The organism is Paenibacillus sp. FSL H8-0317, assembly GCF_045040685.1.
Classification (GTDB): Bacteria; Bacillota; Bacilli; order Paenibacillales; family Paenibacillaceae; genus Paenibacillus.
The window spans coordinates 803,720-821,585 of the sequence record NZ_CP150294.1 but is presented as its reverse complement, the minus strand read 5'-3'; the positions used below and the strand labels follow the sequence as shown (position 1 = coordinate 821,585).

Genomic DNA, 17,866 nt, shown 5'->3' with positions numbered 1-17,866 from the left:
CCACCCCCAAGAGTAAATAAAATACTGATTTTATTTATACATGAAGCTTAGTGTATGTCATATCCAAATTGCGACTTAAACCATTCTCTCAAATCCTGTTTAACACTTTTCCGAGCTTCATCTAAAGCTAATTTTGTCACTCTCAACACTTCACTTTTTAGCTGTGTAAACAAAGGATGCTTATCATTTACATAAAATTGTGGGTCACCTTTATTCCCAGCTATATAGAAAGATACCTTGTCATTAAAGGGAGTTTGAAAGTATGAGCTATCCTCATCTTGACTATCGATTAAACCTCCGAAATCAGCCCTTAAATCAAGATTATGTTCATTACTCAGTTGCTGTTGTACTAATGAAATGTAATCAAAATAATTCTCAGCACAATACTCTTTAATTCGTTGCTCTATTGTTGAAAATGGTGAGTACTCAAATAGAGTTTCTTTATACTCCTTGTTACAATATTCTGCATATTCCTTTGATCCTCGTTCTTGTTCCGTCCAAAAATACTTTTCAAACAAAGGTTAGTATTCAGAATCATTAACTGATTCAATGCTTCTAATTTAGTTGTCTCAGTCAACTGGCTTCTACTTAACGAAATAATGACATTATCCTTCTTATTTTCATCTATATCCCAGGTTCCATCCTTATAGATGAAAATTGCTTCAAAATGTCCATTCCACAATACTTTAAGCATTTTTTTAGGATTATTAATTAGTGTCATTGATTAACCTCCTTTTTTATAAGAACCAAAGAAAGTACTAAAAAAAGCAGAGTAGCTTAGTAGCCACTCTGCTTTTCTGCTTAATAAAGCGTATGATATTATATCCAAAGTCCGATACATACAACAGATCACAGACATTCATCTCTTTTCTTAAAAGTATTATTAAGTAATTATACCGTATATAACTATTTATTGTAAATAAATGCTAAAGAAAGTACTGTTCAAAAAGGATGCTCATTTAGTTCAGCATCTTCTTCAACTGATGAATTAACATTAAGATATTTCCCACCTGTCTTTTCATATTTCGCTTGAGTCATAACTTTCCTAACAACTACTTTCCTTCTTGAATCAGTAAATTGATTGCTATCTAGAGTTTTATAGCTATTCGCGGGAATCTTTCTTTCATGTGACAAATAAGGCACAAAGGTGTTGTGTGAATTTGTAATCATATTATGCGCTTCTAAACTTACTATAACTTCGGATAGCTTAGTCTTCTTAATACCAGTGTCTACAACTAATTGTTCAATTGAGCTATTGTATTCACCTTGAAAGTAACCATTCTTACACTTGAAGAAAGAATACAAATAAAACCCCACAACTCCAATATCGCTGTGATTCATGCAGAATAAAAATGTATTTATATCTATTTCAGTTGTGTTTTCAAATTGATAGAAATAGCCTGTCACTTCATTCTTTCTTTCGGATTGCTCATCTCCAAACACACCTCTTACTGGGAAATTAATTTTCCTAGCCCTAGGTTTATCAAATATTCCTGCTAATTCATTTTGAGACGAATACATGTGCCAAATCACAAAATTATAATCAACATTCCCATAATCATCAATCCAATAGTCAAACATTATTGGATAATCGTTTTCTTTTCGCAAATAACCTAATTTGGTAAGGACACCATCTTTTTTAGTAATATAACTTTTCCCAGTACTCCCTCTGCTACAAGGTGAAGTGTTACAGATCATATACATCATCGCGTCATCAATAAAATTTTCACCGCTTTCCTTATCAAAATAAGTAAACTTTGCATATCTATACATATAGGAAGAAAGATAGAGATAAGAAAAGGCAAATGCAATGTGAGTTGCATTTGCCTTTCGTGCTTTGAATTCTTCACAATTAACCAAATCACTAAAAACTTCATTTGGCATGTAAATTCTATATTTACATTCTCTATCCGCGTCTAAAATCATTCTGAGTTTTCTTTCATCGTAGTAATTGTCACTTTTAATAGCCAAGCCAACCACCTCTTATATATTCGACAGATTGTAATATGAAGTGCGACACCCGCTGGAAATAAATAAATAATGGCCCATGGCCGGATTCGTGTAGAATGAAGTCACCACAACAACCATTCACACAAGGAGAATCCACCATGAGCTACAGACATCTTAGCATAATCGAGCGCAGCAAGCTAGAAATCCTCCATCGGCAAGGTCAAAGTTCAAGAGGCATCGCAAAAGAATTAGGAAGACATCCTTCGACGATTTGTCGTGAATTGAATCGTGCTACTTCATCGCAAGCCTATCAGGCAGAACAGGCTCAGAGCGCGTATGAGGAGCGTCGTAAGGCTTCTGTCTCACCTGGTAAATGGTCCGAAGTCTTAGCTATTTCCTTGGAGGAAAAACTGCAAGCCACGTGGTCTCCGGAACAGATCACGGAACGTTTCCGCATCCAAGGCCTGCCGTCGGTCTCCTTTAAAACCATCTATCGTTGGCTCTATGCCGGACGTCTAGTTCGAGGCGTGTTACAGGTCCTTCGACACAAAGGGAAGCGTCAGAAACCCACAGAAACTCGCGGTAAATTCGCTATCGGCAGATCCATTTCGGATCGCCCCAATGAGGTTCGTTCCCGAGAAACGTTTGGGCACTGGGAACTGGATACCGTCGTATCAGGTCGTGGGAAAAGTAAAGGATGCGTAGCCACGCTCATTGAACGCAAAACCCGGCTGTATACCGCCATTCTCATGCCGGATCGTACCGCTTTGTCCATGGAAATTGCGCTTGGTGTAGCCATCTCCCAGTACCCTAAAGGCACCTTCCTTACAGCCACGGCTGACAGAGGCAAGGAATTTGCTTGCTATGCAAACCTGGAAGACACACATGGCTTTCACGTCTATTTTGCTGACCCGTATTCTTCCTGGCAACGCGGTTCCAACGAAAATGGGAATGGACTACTGCGGGAGTTTCATCCCAAGGGTACCGACTTCGCTCAAGTAGAGGATGAAGATCTCGGCCACTCACTGGATCTGATTAACCACAGACCCCGAAAATGCTTGGGCTGGAGAACCGCTCACGAATCTTTCACAGAGGAACTGTCGCACTTGGTTTGACAATCTGTCATTCACTAATAAACTTACATTATCTATCCCTGTACTGTTTCAATGCTTTCTTTAATTCATCATCCCTCTCAAATATCCAAAAGGGTTTGAGAGTTTTATCGTGAAGAGCATAGCAAATAAAAGAAATACCCTTATCCATTTTTAGAAACTTGAACAAGAATACTGAGTAACAGTAAAAATATTCTCTTGTTAATGCGTTTCTCATAATGAACCATTCTCTTCATTACCAACCGCGCCAATCACGTATTCACGATATTGTTTTTCCTTTTCCTTGTGGAGGTTCACAATTTCGTTCTCATACATTGATAACATAGGAACTGATACTCCAATTTTTGCTGCCAACTCTTTTAATTTTATCTTCTGTTGCTTCCTCAACAATTGGTATCCCTGTCTTACACTAAACTCAAATTGCATCATGTAGCGCCCCCCTCAAAAATGTCTTCTTAAATAATTAAGTGATGGCAGTCAGATAAATTAACATAATTGGCAGGAGATATTGGTGCAAAATCAATTACGTACGATTTACGGTGTATATATAATATGTTTGTTTATTTATAATTAAATCTATATTTAATATACACCGTAAATCGGACGTTTTAGGAAATTCACTTTCACTATTATCTTTCTGTTAAGTAGATCGTGGACCATCGCACAAGTTTTTTTGTTTAAAGGCGTTTAATACACGACATCATGAGATGATTGTCCAATTTTTTACCATAGCCATATGGAGCATCAATACGTATACTGTTGTCATTTTACATCTCTCCTTTAATAAACTTATCCAACTTAGTCTTTAAGCTGTCAGAGTCTGTGTAATCCTTCTCGTAATTTCTTATCATTCATGACCATCATCTCTCTTTCATAATTTTGTGAACCTGTGATATATGATACAAAAATAAAAAAACTCCGATTTCTCGGAGTCGTTCACTTTATATAGTGTTTTGTTAGATTTCGATTCCATGCTTTTGGATCACAATACGATTTCGTAAAATAAGAAATTCTTTAAAAGAGTTTCGTAGCATTTCGTAGTGCTTCATTTTTGTAATGTTCGAAATTCTACCATACTCTTTCATAATATTTCATAGAGTACGAGATTCTATAGAAAGGTTTCGTATTGTTTTAGTTTCGTAAAGTTTAAAACACTACAAAACTCTTTCGTACTATTTCGTAGTGTTTTAAATTCTTCACTAGATTCTCGTAGTTTGGATGTTAAGAATGTCTATAAAAACATTCAACTTTAAAAGAGAAACCTCTTTACTGAGAAAAGTTCTATTCCCACTGTTTGCCCCCTTTCGTATCGCAAATTTTCATTCTAGAGAAATAGCGTGTATATGTTCTGGGCATTTATTGGGCATGTAAAGTCAATTTTGACTGTAAACCACCCCCCTAGGTTAAACCTCTATATATAGTTATATAAATGTACCTTGAAATACCACAATCTAAAAAATTTAATACATATCAAATAATACTGGACAGAAGTAGTCCCCTTTAATGTCAAAATCTCAAAAAGAGACTTTAACAGAGAAATTAAGGCTTACACTCATACGACCCATTAATTAGACTTTCATTTCTGTCGATATAAGCCCACGATAAGAAATAAAGCATCACACTGTGGTTAGGGTGCTTTTAAGGCTTTAAAATCCATCCTCGAACGTCAGGGGCCTTCTTTCAGGGTAATAACCCCTCTTCTTTTTGTACATCTTTATTGAACAAGTAATTAATATCTGTACTATCTCACAACCTTTCTCAAACACTAATAAATCTTACACTCTTAATAATAAGAAAATAGCCTATATATACTTATATGAGAGCAGAACAAAATCACACAAATGGCTAAAAAAACTTATTAAATCAAATTTCTAAATGGTTAAGTGGATTAAACTTATTGTTTTGTTCCCTAAGCCCATTCCTCCACATGGTTACTCTTATCTTGCAACTCATTTAGTTTTTTTGTCATTCAGCTTTTTCATAGTGTTACTACTTATATCCGCATTCTATTCAATGGACTATACACTTTCCCTATCTCTAATATATCGTGCTGTTCTAATCCCCTTAAATATTTAGAAGTGATCTGCGTGTCAAAATGTCCCATAAGCCTGCTTAAGCTATATACATCTATTCCATTCTTCAATTGCTTCTGAGCAAAATAATGACGACAATCATGTGGTGAACACCGTACCTCCTTTCTTACTCCTGCTTTTTTACAATGCTCTTTCAGTATCTTATTGATACGTGAACGTGATAAACGCTCAGCAGATTGGTCTAGGAAATAATAATCCTCTATCTCGTCATTTAGTCTGTGCTTAAAGCGTTCCTGCTTCGCTTCCTCATACTTCCGCATATACCTTCTCATTATCTTGCTAATGTAGATTAAACGCTCCTTGGAGCCTTTACCATGGATGAGAATGTGCGCTCTTGATACATCATCATTCTTGATGTTACACAGTTCTGAAACACGTATCCCAGTATCAAATAGCATGATAAGAATTAACTTATCCCTTAGATTAGAGTAGGTTACTTCATCGACATCATTGATGATACGCTTTACTTCTTCATCATTGAATGTGATGATTACCCGCTTCTCTTCCTTCAAGTTCTTAATTCTCCGCATAGGATTATCCTTCTCATCTATATATTCCTCATCAACAAGAGTCTGGAAAAAAACTTTGATCGTAGCGATATGACCGTTGATTGTAATATTGGCTTCTTTACCTCTACTCTGACAATGCTGAATGTATTTCTTAATATGCAATGAAGTCACGTCTTCCGCTTCCACAATATCTAGTTGCTCCTTAGTGAATTCCATCCAACGATGCAAGCGATACATACAACCAGTAATATATTCTTTTTTTCTTCCTTGGATTTCTTGATTCAGTTTAAAGTCATCAATTAATTCATTGATTTTTGACACAAAAAAACTCCCCTCTATTTGTTTGAATAACACAAATAAAAGAGAGTAATTTTTGAAGACCAATAGTTGCAGGTGAATGAAATAAGATTTTCAATCGTTGTCCAAGTACCCCTATACAGCAAGGCTTCTCAGTCGTTAATCAATTGAAAAATACCCAAATCACTCCCACTCGATTGTTGCAGGTGGTTTGGAAGTTACGTCATAGACGATACGGTTTACATTATCAACTTCGTTAACAATCCGTACGGAGATTTTCTCCAGCACATCCCAAGGGATACGTGCCCAGTCAGCTGTCATACCGTCGATGGACGTTACGGCACGAATACCTACAGTGTAGGAATACGTACGCGCATCACCCATAACACCAACACTCTTCATGTTCGGCAGGGCTGTGAAGTACTGCCAGATCTCACGATCAAGGCCGGCTTTGATAATTTCTTCACGCAGAATGTAATCCGAATCACGAACAATTTTGAGCTTGTCCTCTGTTACTTCGCCAAGCACACGAATCGCGAGACCCGGACCTGGGAAAGGCTGACGCCATACGATAGCTTCAGGCAGACCGCATTCTTCGCCGACTTTACGCACTTCGTCTTTGAACAGGGCACTCAGTGGCTCAATCAGTTTGAAGTTCATGTCCTCAGGCAGACCGCCCACGTTGTGGTGGGATTTGATGGTCTGTGCAGTTGCTGTACCACTTTCCACGATATCTGTGTACAGTGTACCTTGCGCCAGGAATTCAAAATCATCAAATTGCTTGGATTCTTCATCAAATACGTAAATAAACTCGTTACCGATGATTTTACGTTTTTGTTCGGGATCATCCACGCCTGCCAGTTTGGACAGGAAGCGCTCCTGTGCATCAATTTTGACAACCTTCATGTCGAATTTGCCGACAAACGTCTCCATTACGCTTTCTGCTTCGCCTTTGCGCAGCAGACCATGGTCGATAAACATACATGTCAGTTGGTCACCAATGGCTTTGTGTAGCAGTGCAGCAACAACAGAAGAATCCACGCCACCGCTCAGTGCACACAGGACTTTACCGTCGCCCACTTTTTCACGAATATCTTTGATCGTATCTTCAATGAATGTCTCCATGCTCCAGTTGCCTTCGCAACTACATATTTCGAACAGGAAGTTACGAATCATATCGTTACCACGAACAGAGTGACGTACTTCCGGGTGGAACTGAACAGCATACAATTTGCGCTCGTCGTTACTCATTGCAGCGATTGGCGCACTTTCCGTGCCTGCATCCAGTTTGAAACCCGGAGGAAGTGTAACCACGTGGTCACCGTGACTCATCCATACTGTGTGCTCACCATCGATACCTTGTGCGAGAGCAGCACCTGCTGCGAACTCGATGTCGGCTTTACCGTACTCACGCTTCTCGGAACGTTCTACTTTACCTTCAAGCTGCTGGGCCATAAGTTGCATCCCGTAACAGATTCCGAAGATGGGAAGTCCAAGATCATAGATAGCCGGGTCCACATGTGGTGCATTTTCTGCGTACACACTGGATGGTCCGCCAGAGAAGATGATTCCTCGGGGTGACATTTCTGCGATCTTCTCTGCCGGTGTGTTATACGGCAAAAGCTCGCTGTATACGCCGAGATCCCGAATTCTTCTGGCGATTAACTGGTTGTATTGGCCCCCAAAGTCAAGGACAACCACAATTTCATTTGGTTTATTCATTACCGTGCCTCCCTCAATTCAATGAAACTAATTATACGCAACGACAAAACATACCGTCAAGGAAAGGCGAAACTCCTTATTTTCGACATATCAAAATAGGGTTACCAATTGCCTCTAAATATGAATTTTCGATTAGAAAAGCTTGGCAGCAAGATGCTGGTTCAAGTGTATGATCGTGGAAAGACGCCTCGTTCGCAGCGAAGCGCGAAAGGCGTCTTATGTATGGCATGCAGCGATGAACCAAACGCTGCATTTAAATAACAATGCGCCAGCCAATGGCGATCTTCATCTGCCCACAAGTGGCCAAGCTCTATTGGAAAGCGATAGCGATTGTATGGCAGCTGCTTCGCATCTTTGGTGTAACGTTGTAACATCCTTGTGTTACAACGCCTGCAGCCGCCGGGCCAGACGAAGTGCCCGGCGCAGGAAGTCCAGACTGTCCGCGCGCAGCGGACGGTCTGGGCCGTACAGCAGCCGTTCCCAGTCGGCTGCAAACCGCGCGATGTCCGCGCCGTCCGCGCCTGCGGCCAAAGCCGGTGACGCTGCATATTCACGCAGCGTCATCCCCGGCGGCCGCGGGCCGTACCGGCGCGCGAGCGCGGACCAGACCGGAGCGGCGGCGCGCAGCAGCCGCTCGCGGTCTGGAAAGCTGCTGCGTGGCCACGCCAGCAGCAGCCCTAACCGCAGCGCGGGGCGTAGCCGCCGCATGCGGACCAGAGCAGCGGCGCCCAGCAGGGCCGCTGCCACAAGGGCTGCCGCGAGCCATGGCTCCGCGGCAATGGCCCGTGCGCGGGCAAGCAGCCATGCGCCCGCGTAACCCAATCCGCCGCTCATATACGGCGGAGTCTCCGCAACAGGCTGCGGCCCGGCGAGTGCTGCGGCATCTTCGCCCACGCCTTGCGCCATGGTGAAGCCTGGCGTGGCCTCAAACGGCATCCAGCCTGCACCTGGAAAATATACCTCTACCCAGGAATGTGCATCTCCTTGGGATATTAAGTACTGACCGGGTACATTTGGGTCAGCTAATCCAGGCCCAAAGCCTTTAACCCAGCGTGCGGGAATACCTTCCGAACGAAGTAACACAATCATGGCTGTGGAGAAATGATTGCAGTACCCCTGCCGGGTGACGAATAGAAAATCGTCCACAAAATCGGTTCCTCGCGGTGGCATACGGGTATCCAACGTATACTCAGCATGAGCAGCCAGATAAGTCTTGACGGCTTGCACAGCGTCATACCGGGTCTCACTGCCTTGAATGATTTCCTTGGCGAGCGTCTGCACTCGACCTGGGAGTGATGTAGGCAATTGCAGATAGTCCCTCCGAATGGCTGCCGGATCTTTCCCTTTATTCGTGTCCTCAAGAAGACGTAACTGTTCAGGTGTTGCGACAGGAACCATGACGTCTGCCGAATAATGTTTAACCATCTTATCGTTTCCGGAGCCTGCGAGCCACAATGTTGCCGAATCGCGATTAGACAGCAAAGAAAACATATTTTCCTGATTATCCTTGTTCTTATCCTGGAACGATACGTTGACCGGTATGCCCCCGGTAAAGAGTGGATTTGGTCCTTTCCACTCTCTCTGCATCGTAACGGTTTGGCGAATGCGATCCCAATAGGTTGGATTCTCCCAACCATCAGCACGCAGCATTCCGGATGGACTTGCCGTTTCGAAGCTTTGACTCGGGTCACTCCAAGTACTACCGTTATAATATGAACGGGTCTCCCCTCGCCAATACGTCACTTTCGGACTCTTTGCGACAAAAAAGATGGAATTCCCCTGCACCAACGGTGCTCCCATAGGCGCGTCCGCTGTGCTATATCCCGTGACTGCCGTTGCAGCAGGGATACTACTGTGCTGTATATAACCTGCCCAGCGAGCTATGCGTTCACCCATCTGCTCCAAAGATATGCGTTCCGGTTGAGGAATGGAAGCAAACTGGCCAGGTAACGCGGAGAGAAGCACCATACCTGCAGAAGCAGCGATAGTTACTGCACTCCAACGGCCATAGGGGCTGCCGCGATAACTCGGAGTAGTGACTCCTGCATTGAGACGTAATAGCTGGAGCAGAGCCTGAATAAGAAAAGTCCATAGGACAGACCGTATTACAGAAGCATACACATCCAGCCCCGCAAAGGATTCAAGCAAAAGCAAATAGAGCAGCGTTGCACTGCCAAACAGCATAACGCTTCGACGTAACAATACGAGAGATTGCACAGAAGCCATGAGCATACTCCAGCCGCACATCATGAACAAACCTCTCGTTTCTGTACTAATCGAGTGAAATCGCCAGTTATTTATAAAAGTGTCCATATCCGCTGAAAATATCCCCGGATAAGCGACCGCCCAACGGACAGGATCACTTCCTCCGTACATCAGACATAAAGCAGCGAGTGCAATGAATAATCGGATCAGCACTCCGGTGATCCATCCTGTACGAATTAACCCCGCGAGCAACAACGCTCCCGTTAATCCCGTCATTACGGACAAGAACCGTTCACTGCCCTGCTGACCTGATGATGTAACAGGATATATCCACTCCAGAGACAGTATAAGTAAAATGGCCGAAATAACAATTTTGTACAGGACAGGTACGCTAACATATCCCTCATCCTTTATGTCCGTCACAGAATTCTGGTTCACAGCTTTATATACAGAATGGGCCGATTCTATTCTCGTATGGTCCGTTGACTTTAAGTCGGCCACAGTGAAATTGGGTTGCTGGTTACCATTACGCTCCCACATCCGTTACCTCCACCTTTCCCAATGAAGATAACGCAACGTCTGTAACCGCGTGGATCGGCACCCCGCTGTGACGAAGCCGTTCCAAACTTAAGCTGTCATATCCCAATCCATTCATCAATCTATCTGTTGATTCTAACTGGTTCTGGTTCGCTTCAGTCAATTGCACCTCGACACGATAACCCGACCCGATTGCAGTTATGATCCATTCGGCCAGAATCGGATCCAGCTTACCTGTGAGAACCACAATTCGCGACCCGCTCGCCAGTCCATCCAGCATCTCCGTTCGGAGCGAAACAGAACCTGATTGTGCTTTGGATATTCGCGCCCCCGCTAGCTTGTCCAGTCCATGATTCTCATCATCTGCATGGAACGGCCCATGTTGCCATTGATTTCGTGTATCATAGCTCTTATCGCCACCTTCCATCCACAGATGATAAGGAATGTCATCCCGCTCAGCGGTATGAATCCAGCGGGCAGCTGCACGAACCACTCGTTCAAAAGCAGGTGCATCCAAGTTCTCCCGCTGTTTCAAGTCATACCCCGACGCGCCTTCATACACAAGGATGCCGAGCGAAGCTAAATCCGTGGTATCAGGCAGGAAGGTTTGAAGTTTTCCCGTTTTGGCTGTACTTTTCCAATGGACACGTCCCAGTGGGTCACCCTGCTGATATTCACGGAACTCAGGACTACGGTTACCCTGGCTATTTCTTCGCTCTGACAGAGTCCCTTCGATCATCGCTGTTAATTCTACCGAATCTCCCTTCCCCCAAGCCGTTGCTTGAGGAACAACAATCAGGGGTGTACCTCCTGCGGTCTCTGCGGAGAGGGTATTCCAGCCAAACATATCCCCCCAATACAATCTGCCCGTATCCCATCTGTAGACTCCTCTGCGTAACCCGGAACATTCATATTGATAGGAAAATTGTCGCCGTGTTCCCGGGAAAATCAATTTGCGATGAACACCTGCAGGTGTGTTCTCACACAGTACGATCCATAACAATGGAATACGACAATTGAATTCCAGCTCGACCAGAACCCGTACCTGCTCGCCTGCCTCAATCCGGTTCGTGTGTATTTTCCGACGGATATGAATACGCCGGGGTCCGAACCAATGGAGAAGCAGACCTCCTGTGAACATCAAGAAAGCTATAACGGATAGAAACAACGCCGCTTTGCCCCCATGCCACTGATACAAGGAAGCAAAAGCCACCACCAAGACTGCACTCACAATCCGTTGTCCCAGCGCAGTCATTGCCTCTGTCCCCTTCCCTGTGATGTCATTTGTACAGGTACCGGGACCGATGACAATGCTTCTTCAATGACTTGTACTTGCCCCCAAACCTCCGCTCTGTTCTGTGCCTTCAATTGAATACGGTGGGAAAGGACAGGTACAGCTACCTCTTTCACATCATCCGGAATGACATAACTGCGTCCTTGGAGATAGGCAAATGACTGCGCCGCAGCCATCCAGGCCAGTGTTCCACGCGGACTGATGCCCAGTCTGACCGCCGGAAGGCTGCGAGAGGCTACAGCAACGGCAACCAGATACTGTTTGACGACGGGATCAACATGTACCTGTTTGACTTCACGCTGCATGGCTACGACCTCTTCAGCAAGCAAGACAGGGCGAAGTTCATCAAGCGCTTCTCTACCTTGCATGCGGGTTAACAATTCCAATTCCTGTTCCGGATTGGGATACCCCAGTCCAATTCTCATGATAAATCGATCCAGCTGCGCTTCAGGCAGACGGTACGTTCCTTCGAACTGTAACGGATTCTGTGTCGCCAGCAGAAAGAACGGGCGTGGCAAGGCATAGGTTGTGCCATCAACCGTAATACGTCGTTCCTCCATTGCCTCCAGCAGGGCAGACTGAGTGCGGGGTGAAGCGCGATTTATTTCATCAGCTAGGACAACGTTGGACATGACGGGTCCGGGCCGAAACTTGAATTCAGCTGTATGTGGATGATAGATTGAAGTCCCCGTAACATCTGTCGGCATGACATCGGACGTGAATTGAATCCGACCCATGGAGCAGTCCAGTGCAGAAGCAACGGCACGAACCAGCATCGTTTTCCCGGTACCCGGTACATCTTCCAGAAGTACATGACCTCCACTAAGCATTGCCGTAAGGACATAACGAATCTCTGTTTTTTTGCCAATAATCACACTCTCAACACGCTTCATGACCCTGTTTAACAATTCAACAGCATGTTCATGTTCCATTCGGATATAAGACATTTCTCCTGATCTCCTTCCGTTCATCAGCATTCCTGAACCATAGTAATCTATGATTCAGTGTTGCCCGGAAGTAGAGAGAATAGTCCTGCAAGAATGACTTTCTTCAGATCATTTTATACTCAAATATACTGTTCATTGCCGAAATGGATCTGGAAGTGCCTGCCTTCACCGTCCACTCTGCTTCATTACTGGTTAAGGAATTCACCCTCAACCCCATCTGCTCCAGCAACTCACGTAACGGAACCCAGATGGTTCCCCCCTGACTCTGTACGGCTCCCGTTTCAGTTGCCCCTGTTGTTGTCAGTGTCCCGCTCACACTGTCTGCATGAATCGTTCTTTCTTTCCATACTGCTATAGCTGTCCTTGTTTCAGAGTCCCAGCGAGTGCTGCCCCCGAATTTTTTCATGAAAGTACGCAAAGGCACCATGATTCGCTGACCCTCCATGCGGAACTCACCCGGTTGCAAGGTAGCCGCAGTCAATCCCACCTCTACCTTCAGCTTCTTGCTTGCAAGCCATAACGTCGCGTTCACTTCCACATGTTCTGCGATCCAGGCCTTTCCCGGCGCCTTGCGGGCCTTATACTTACCATCTGGATGTACACGGAATTGAACTGGTTGATCTGTACTTTTTATGGTGTCAAAACGATATCCATGATCACGATAATATTTGATAATACCCGGGAGTGCCTTTACCGTTTCCGCATGTGCACCACCGTCATGCATCAGGACAATGACCGAACGTGCTCCCGCAGGTACTTTGGTCGAATTGCTGAGGATCTCTTTGGCCGGAACACCTTTACGTTTGGAATCCCCACTATCGACGTTCCAGTCCATGACGGTGTACCCGCCCAATTGCAGCAAATCAAAATAACTCTGGTCAAAATGCCCATAGGTACCACCTGGTGCTCGCACCAGATTCGGACGGAAACCGGTTATACGCTCCAGCACTTCCTCTGTCTGCTTAATCTGTTTCCAGAACACTTTAAAATCACTATACAGCTGTTCGTATTGATGATTAAAAGTATGATTGCCCAAAGCATGTCCATCCTCGACAAGTCCCCGGATTAACTCGGGATAACGCTCTGCCTGCTCACCCAGCACAAAAAATGTAGCCAAAACCTTCTCCTTACGCAAAATATCCAATACTTCACGGGTATGGTTACCCGGTCCATCGTCAAAACTCAGATAGACTACCTTGTCTTGAGTATTCTTATCTTCCGAGATTGGATCACCTGAGCCGGAAGCAGAAGATGCATAAGCCGTGCCTGCATATACAGCAAATGCACATAACAATATCGCAATACGCATGAGAATGACATACCATTGTCCAGATAAAAACATATGTATGGTTGTTGCAGAGTTTCCCCCTAATTCCTTGATTCTGAATTCTGGTCTCTGTACCATTTACGAATCGACCTCCACCGTCTCTAGTAATTTGCTGATAGACTTCAGCAGATTTGTTAGAATTATATGGAGACTACATGGAAAAAAGACGCGATTTTGTTTAATATTTTTTCACAATTTGCTATGTAGCCTGATTGATTCTTCGCTTCAGATTAGGTAGCATAATGAACAGGCAGAACACATTAAAACACCTTGGAGAGTATTCTTGCTCCCACCCCGTATTCAGGAGAGTGAAATCTATTGGAATTGCTTGAGAAGATCCAACATCTGTTTGGGTCCTACGGATACAGCGTATTGTTTTTTGGCTTGTTGCTTGAATTCATCGCACTTCCCTTTCCTGGTGAAACAACGATGGCTTACGCAGGGTTTCTCTCCTATAAGGGACATCTTGATTTCGGTATCCTCACCATACTGGCTTTTCTGGGAACGACGATTGGCATGACAATTACTTATTTTATTGGAGCCAAAGCAGGTCTGCCCTTCATAACTCGGTACGGAAAATGGTTTCTGCTGAAACAGGACAAGCTCGATAAAACACAAAAGTGGTTTGCCAAGTATGGGAATGCCTTGATATTCATCGGTTATTTCATTCCGGGGGTAAGACATTTCACCGGATATTTCGCGGGCATAGCCGCGGTTCCTTTTCGCAAATTCGCTCTCTACGCCTATTCAGGCGCGCTGTTCTGGGTTGTGCTATTTCTGGGCATTGGCAAAATATTTGGCCCCCAGTGGAATGCCGTATTCCATCTGGCTCATCAATATGCAGCATATATCGTGGGAGGAATCGGCCTGTTACTTATCGTGGCTGTGCTCTACCGTTACCGCAAAGCATGGGCAGCAAGATCCGTGTCCAAGCCTACCACTGTTCGACAAAGACAAAAGTAAATTCGAACGAACGTCTATCTATAATTTCAAGTAAGGAGCTGCGTGTCATCGCGGCTCCTTTTTTGTGTTATCCAAACGGAAGGAGAACCTTTCATTCTTTTTTGTGATAATCCGAATTCATCCAGGTCATACTAACTTGCAAATATAGGATGTATAAGGAGGATACATGATGAGTGCATCGGTACAGGACGGTCAAGGTCTGAAGAGAATCTCTCCAGATCTGAATGAAAATACAACGTACTGCAAGCAAGTCATGGGACACAGTAATGACTTGATGATTCGTCCTTTGCAATGTTTGCATAAATGGCCTGCCGTCATGCTGTACATTGATGGAATGGTCGATGTACAAATTCTAAATCACTCCATCATGGAATCCTTATTACATAAACGTGATCTTCCAGATTTTTCAGCGGATGCTGAACATCTTAGTTACCTCCAAAATGATGTTCTGATCGCAAGTGATGTCCTGCTCGTCAATGATATGGATGAAGTGCTGAATGCCCTGCTGTCGGGATCAGCCGTACTTCTGCTTGAAGGTTCTGTACGAGGGTTGAAAATCGGTGCAGCCGGTTGGGAAGACCGGTCCATCGGGGAACCAGTCTCTCAGACTGTCGTTCGGGGTCCGATGGAAGGCTTTAATGAGAATCTGCGTACCAACACTTCATTAATTCGCAAACGAATCCGAGATCCTCATCTCTGGATCGAAGAAAGAGAGATCGGTCGAGTCACCAAGACTCGCGTTGCAGTGCTCTATCTGGAACATGTCGTGGATCAGGAGATTGTGCAGGAACTAAGGCGAAGACTGGATGAGATTGATATCGATAGCATTCTTGAGGGAGGATACATCGAAGAGCTGGTTCAGGATAAGACAAGGACCATTTTCCCAACAGTATATAATAGCGAACGACCCGATACCGTGTCCGCGGCACTGCTGGAAGGCCGGGTTGCAATCATTGTCGACGGGACACCCTTTGTTTTAGTTGTTCCCGCCTTGTTTGTTCATTTCTTTCAGTCACCTGAGGATTATTATCAGCGAGCTGATATCAGTACACTGATTCGATTGATCCGATATCTGGCTTTTTTTATCGCGTTGCTCTCTCCTTCCTTTTATATTGCCATTACCACTTTCCACCAGGAGATGCTTCCTACCAACCTTCTAATCAGTTTGGCAGCTCAGCGAGAAGGCGTTCCTTTCCCCGCCTTTATTGAAGCCCTGCTGATGGAGCTAACTTATGAAATTTTGCGAGAAGCGGGCATTCGGATACCAAAGACGGTCGGTCAGGCTGTGTCCATTGTGGGTACGCTTGTTATTGGTCAAGCCGCGGTGGATGCTGGAGTTGTATCTGCTGCAATGGTCATCATCGTATCCATCACTGCGATATCCAGTTATGTCATTCCTGAAAATGGGCTCTCCATCTCGGTACGCATGTTGCGGTTCGTTCTGATGATCCTGGCCGCTGCCTTCGGATTTTATGGCATCCTGATTGTATTGTTAATTACCATAACGCATCTTTGCAGCTTGCGTTCTTTCGGGGTACCTTATATGTCTCCTTTTGCACCCTTTATTCAGAAGGATCTCAAAGACACGATCTTTCGTGTACCCTGGTCTCGTATGAAGACTCGTCCACTCTCTACCAGCACAACAAATGAAGTTAGACAATCCACCAAAAAAACGAAGCGGTAATTCGGTAAGGAGCGCACACCATGCATAGATGCTTACGCTTAATATTATCCTGTGTCATTCTGCTTCCTCTCCTTACCGGATGCTGGGATCGGCAGGAATTGAATGAACTTGGCATTATGTTGGGTCTCGGTGTGGACAAAGATGGAGATCTGATCAAAGTAAGTGCTCAGGTCGTTGTTCCAAATGAGGTATCTTCCAAAGCAGCGGGAGGGAAAGGGACACCCGTTACACAGTACGAAGCGTCGGCTACAACCTTGTTTGAAGCCATTCAAAAATTAACGGAGACAAGCCCGCGCAGAATCTTCCTTGCACATATCCGGGTTCTGGTATTTGGTGAAGAATATGCACGTAAAAACGGAATATATGATGTTATTGAGGCGTTAATGCGCGAACCTACAGCAAGACCTGATTATTACGTCTTGGTTGCTAAGAATACTACTGCTTCCCAGCTGCTTGACGTACTTACACCTTTAGATAATACTCCAGCTGAAAAAATGTATAATTCTCTCGATATATCTTCTACGACCTGGTCTCCCACTACCACGGTCACCGGGGATGAATTACTGGAGTTCATGATATCGCCTGGCATCCAGCCCGTCATTACAGGTGTAGAGATCCTCGGTCCCAAAGGTCAAAGCGGGAATAAAGAGAATATATCGACCATTCGCTCACCAGCTCGCCTCAATACGACGGGACTGAGCGTGTTCAAGAAAGACAAGCTGATTGGTTGGTTAACGGAGGATGAATCCAAAGGCTACAATTATATCCGTGACAATGTAGAATCAACGGTCAACCATATGCCTTGTCGCAAGCAAGGCAACGTGACGTTTAAGGCCCTCCGTACAACAACGAAAAGAAAGGCAGAAATCGTAAATGATAAGCCCGTAATCCACATCGATGTCAAGAATGTTTCCTCCATCGGTGCAGTTGAATGCGGGATCAAGATTGGTTCGATGAAAGTTCTCAAAGAACTTGAAGCCGATAGTGAAGAACGATTAATTGAACTGATGCAGAACTCTGTCAATGCAGTAAAACGCAAATTCCATGTCGATATATTTGGTTTTGGACAGGAAGTGTACCATGCAGATCCCAAGTTCTTCAAGAAGATAGAAAATGAGTGGGATAAACATTTTGAAGAACTGGACATCAAGTACAAAACCAATGTGCAGATTAAACGTGTCGGTACACTGGATGATTCATTCAGAAACGAATTAAAGGAGTGATTG

Annotated in this window: 13 protein-coding genes; 4 read left to right on the top strand and 9 right to left on the bottom strand. The window is 44.3% G+C overall.

What is annotated here, in order from left to right:
* Positions 1 to 47 precede the first annotated feature (47 nt).
* Positions 48 to 518 (bottom strand): hypothetical protein, encoded by a 471-nt coding sequence (locus MHB43_RS03955; RefSeq protein ID WP_405131379.1) that lies wholly within the window; start codon positions 516 to 518, stop codon positions 48 to 50.
* Between the two features lie 424 nt (positions 519 to 942).
* Positions 943 to 1,971 carry a hypothetical protein gene (locus MHB43_RS03950; protein ID WP_405131378.1) on the bottom strand — a complete coding sequence of 343 codons (1,029 nt, stop codon included), beginning with the start codon at positions 1,969 to 1,971 and terminating at the stop codon, positions 943 to 945.
* Between the two features lie 137 nt (positions 1,972 to 2,108).
* On the opposite strand from MHB43_RS03950, the gene MHB43_RS03945 reads away from it, so the two are divergent.
* The gene (locus tag MHB43_RS03945; RefSeq protein ID WP_076210700.1) at positions 2,109 to 3,065 is read left to right on the top strand and encodes an IS30 family transposase; all 957 of its coding nucleotides are present in this window, start codon (positions 2,109 to 2,111) and stop codon (positions 3,063 to 3,065) included.
* A 210-nt stretch (positions 3,066 to 3,275) separates the two neighbouring features.
* Here MHB43_RS03945 and MHB43_RS03940 read toward each other — a convergent pair whose 3' ends face one another.
* The 7 genes from MHB43_RS03940 to MHB43_RS03910 form a co-directional block, all read right to left on the bottom strand.
* Positions 3,276 to 3,491, bottom strand: a complete 216-nt coding sequence (locus tag MHB43_RS03940; RefSeq protein ID WP_405131377.1) for a helix-turn-helix domain-containing protein — start codon at positions 3,489 to 3,491, stop codon at positions 3,276 to 3,278.
* A 1,564-nt stretch (positions 3,492 to 5,055) separates the two neighbouring features.
* A complete protein-coding gene (locus tag MHB43_RS03935) occupies positions 5,056 to 5,985 on the bottom strand; it encodes a tyrosine-type recombinase/integrase (protein WP_405131376.1) in 930 nt (309 codons plus the stop codon).
* A 159-nt stretch (positions 5,986 to 6,144) separates the two neighbouring features.
* Entirely contained in the window at positions 6,145 to 7,683 is a 1,539-nt protein-coding gene (gene guaA / locus MHB43_RS03930) for a glutamine-hydrolyzing GMP synthase (protein ID WP_405131375.1), read from the bottom strand.
* 381 nt (positions 7,684 to 8,064) lie between these two features.
* Positions 8,065 to 10,428, bottom strand: a complete 2,364-nt coding sequence (locus MHB43_RS03925) for a DUF4129 domain-containing transglutaminase family protein (protein ID WP_405131374.1) — start codon at positions 10,426 to 10,428, stop codon at positions 8,065 to 8,067.
* Positions 10,415 to 11,680, bottom strand: a complete 1,266-nt coding sequence (locus MHB43_RS03920; protein ID WP_405131373.1) for a DUF58 domain-containing protein — start codon at positions 11,678 to 11,680, stop codon at positions 10,415 to 10,417. The genes MHB43_RS03925 and MHB43_RS03920 overlap by 14 nt, the downstream gene beginning before the upstream one ends.
* Complete coding sequence (locus tag MHB43_RS03915) at positions 11,677 to 12,666, bottom strand: AAA family ATPase (RefSeq protein ID WP_405131372.1); 990 nt, start codon at positions 12,664 to 12,666, stop codon at positions 11,677 to 11,679. The genes MHB43_RS03920 and MHB43_RS03915 overlap by 4 nt, the downstream gene beginning before the upstream one ends.
* 103 nt (positions 12,667 to 12,769) lie before the next feature.
* The gene (locus MHB43_RS03910) at positions 12,770 to 14,071 is read right to left on the bottom strand and encodes a polysaccharide deacetylase family protein (RefSeq protein ID WP_405131371.1); all 1,302 of its coding nucleotides are present in this window, start codon (positions 14,069 to 14,071) and stop codon (positions 12,770 to 12,772) included.
* A gap of 240 nt (positions 14,072 to 14,311) precedes the next feature.
* Here MHB43_RS03910 and MHB43_RS03905 point away from each other — a divergent pair, with 240 nt between their 5' ends.
* The 3 genes from MHB43_RS03905 (at position 14,312) to MHB43_RS03895 (ending at position 17,863) form a co-directional block, all read left to right on the top strand.
* Positions 14,312 to 14,956 carry a DedA family protein gene (locus tag MHB43_RS03905; protein ID WP_221825775.1) on the top strand — a complete coding sequence of 215 codons (645 nt, stop codon included), beginning with the start codon at positions 14,312 to 14,314 and terminating at the stop codon, positions 14,954 to 14,956.
* A 169-nt stretch (positions 14,957 to 15,125) separates the two neighbouring features.
* Positions 15,126 to 16,640: a spore germination protein gene (locus tag MHB43_RS03900; protein WP_221825790.1), complete on the top strand. Its 1,515-nt coding sequence runs from the start codon at positions 15,126 to 15,128 to the stop codon at positions 16,638 to 16,640.
* A gap of 20 nt (positions 16,641 to 16,660) precedes the next feature.
* Entirely contained in the window at positions 16,661 to 17,863 is a 1,203-nt protein-coding gene (locus tag MHB43_RS03895; protein WP_339181785.1) for a Ger(x)C family spore germination protein, read from the top strand.
* The last annotated feature ends 3 nt before the right edge of the window (positions 17,864 to 17,866 follow it).

Excerpts from the sequence above, each read along its gene's own strand:
- MHB43_RS03945 (WP_076210700.1), top strand. The coding sequence starts at position 2,109 with ATGAGCTACAGACATCTTAGCATAATCGAGCGCAGCAAGCTAGAAATC.
- MHB43_RS03940 (WP_405131377.1), bottom strand. The coding sequence starts at position 3,491 with ATGATGCAATTTGAGTTTAGTGTAAGACAGGGATACCAATTGTTGAGG.
- guaA (WP_405131375.1), bottom strand. The coding sequence starts at position 7,683 with ATGAATAAACCAAATGAAATTGTGGTTGTCCTTGACTTTGGGGGCCAA.
- MHB43_RS03925 (WP_405131374.1), bottom strand. The coding sequence starts at position 10,428 with ATGTGGGAGCGTAATGGTAACCAGCAACCCAATTTCACTGTGGCCGAC.
- MHB43_RS03920 (WP_405131373.1), bottom strand. The coding sequence starts at position 11,680 with ATGACTGCGCTGGGACAACGGATTGTGAGTGCAGTCTTGGTGGTGGCT.
- MHB43_RS03915 (WP_405131372.1), bottom strand. The coding sequence starts at position 12,666 with ATGTCTTATATCCGAATGGAACATGAACATGCTGTTGAATTGTTAAAC.
- MHB43_RS03910 (WP_405131371.1), bottom strand. The coding sequence starts at position 14,071 with ATGGTACAGAGACCAGAATTCAGAATCAAGGAATTAGGGGGAAACTCT.
- MHB43_RS03900 (WP_221825790.1), top strand. The coding sequence starts at position 15,126 with ATGAGTGCATCGGTACAGGACGGTCAAGGTCTGAAGAGAATCTCTCCA.
- MHB43_RS03895 (WP_339181785.1), top strand. The coding sequence starts at position 16,661 with ATGCATAGATGCTTACGCTTAATATTATCCTGTGTCATTCTGCTTCCT.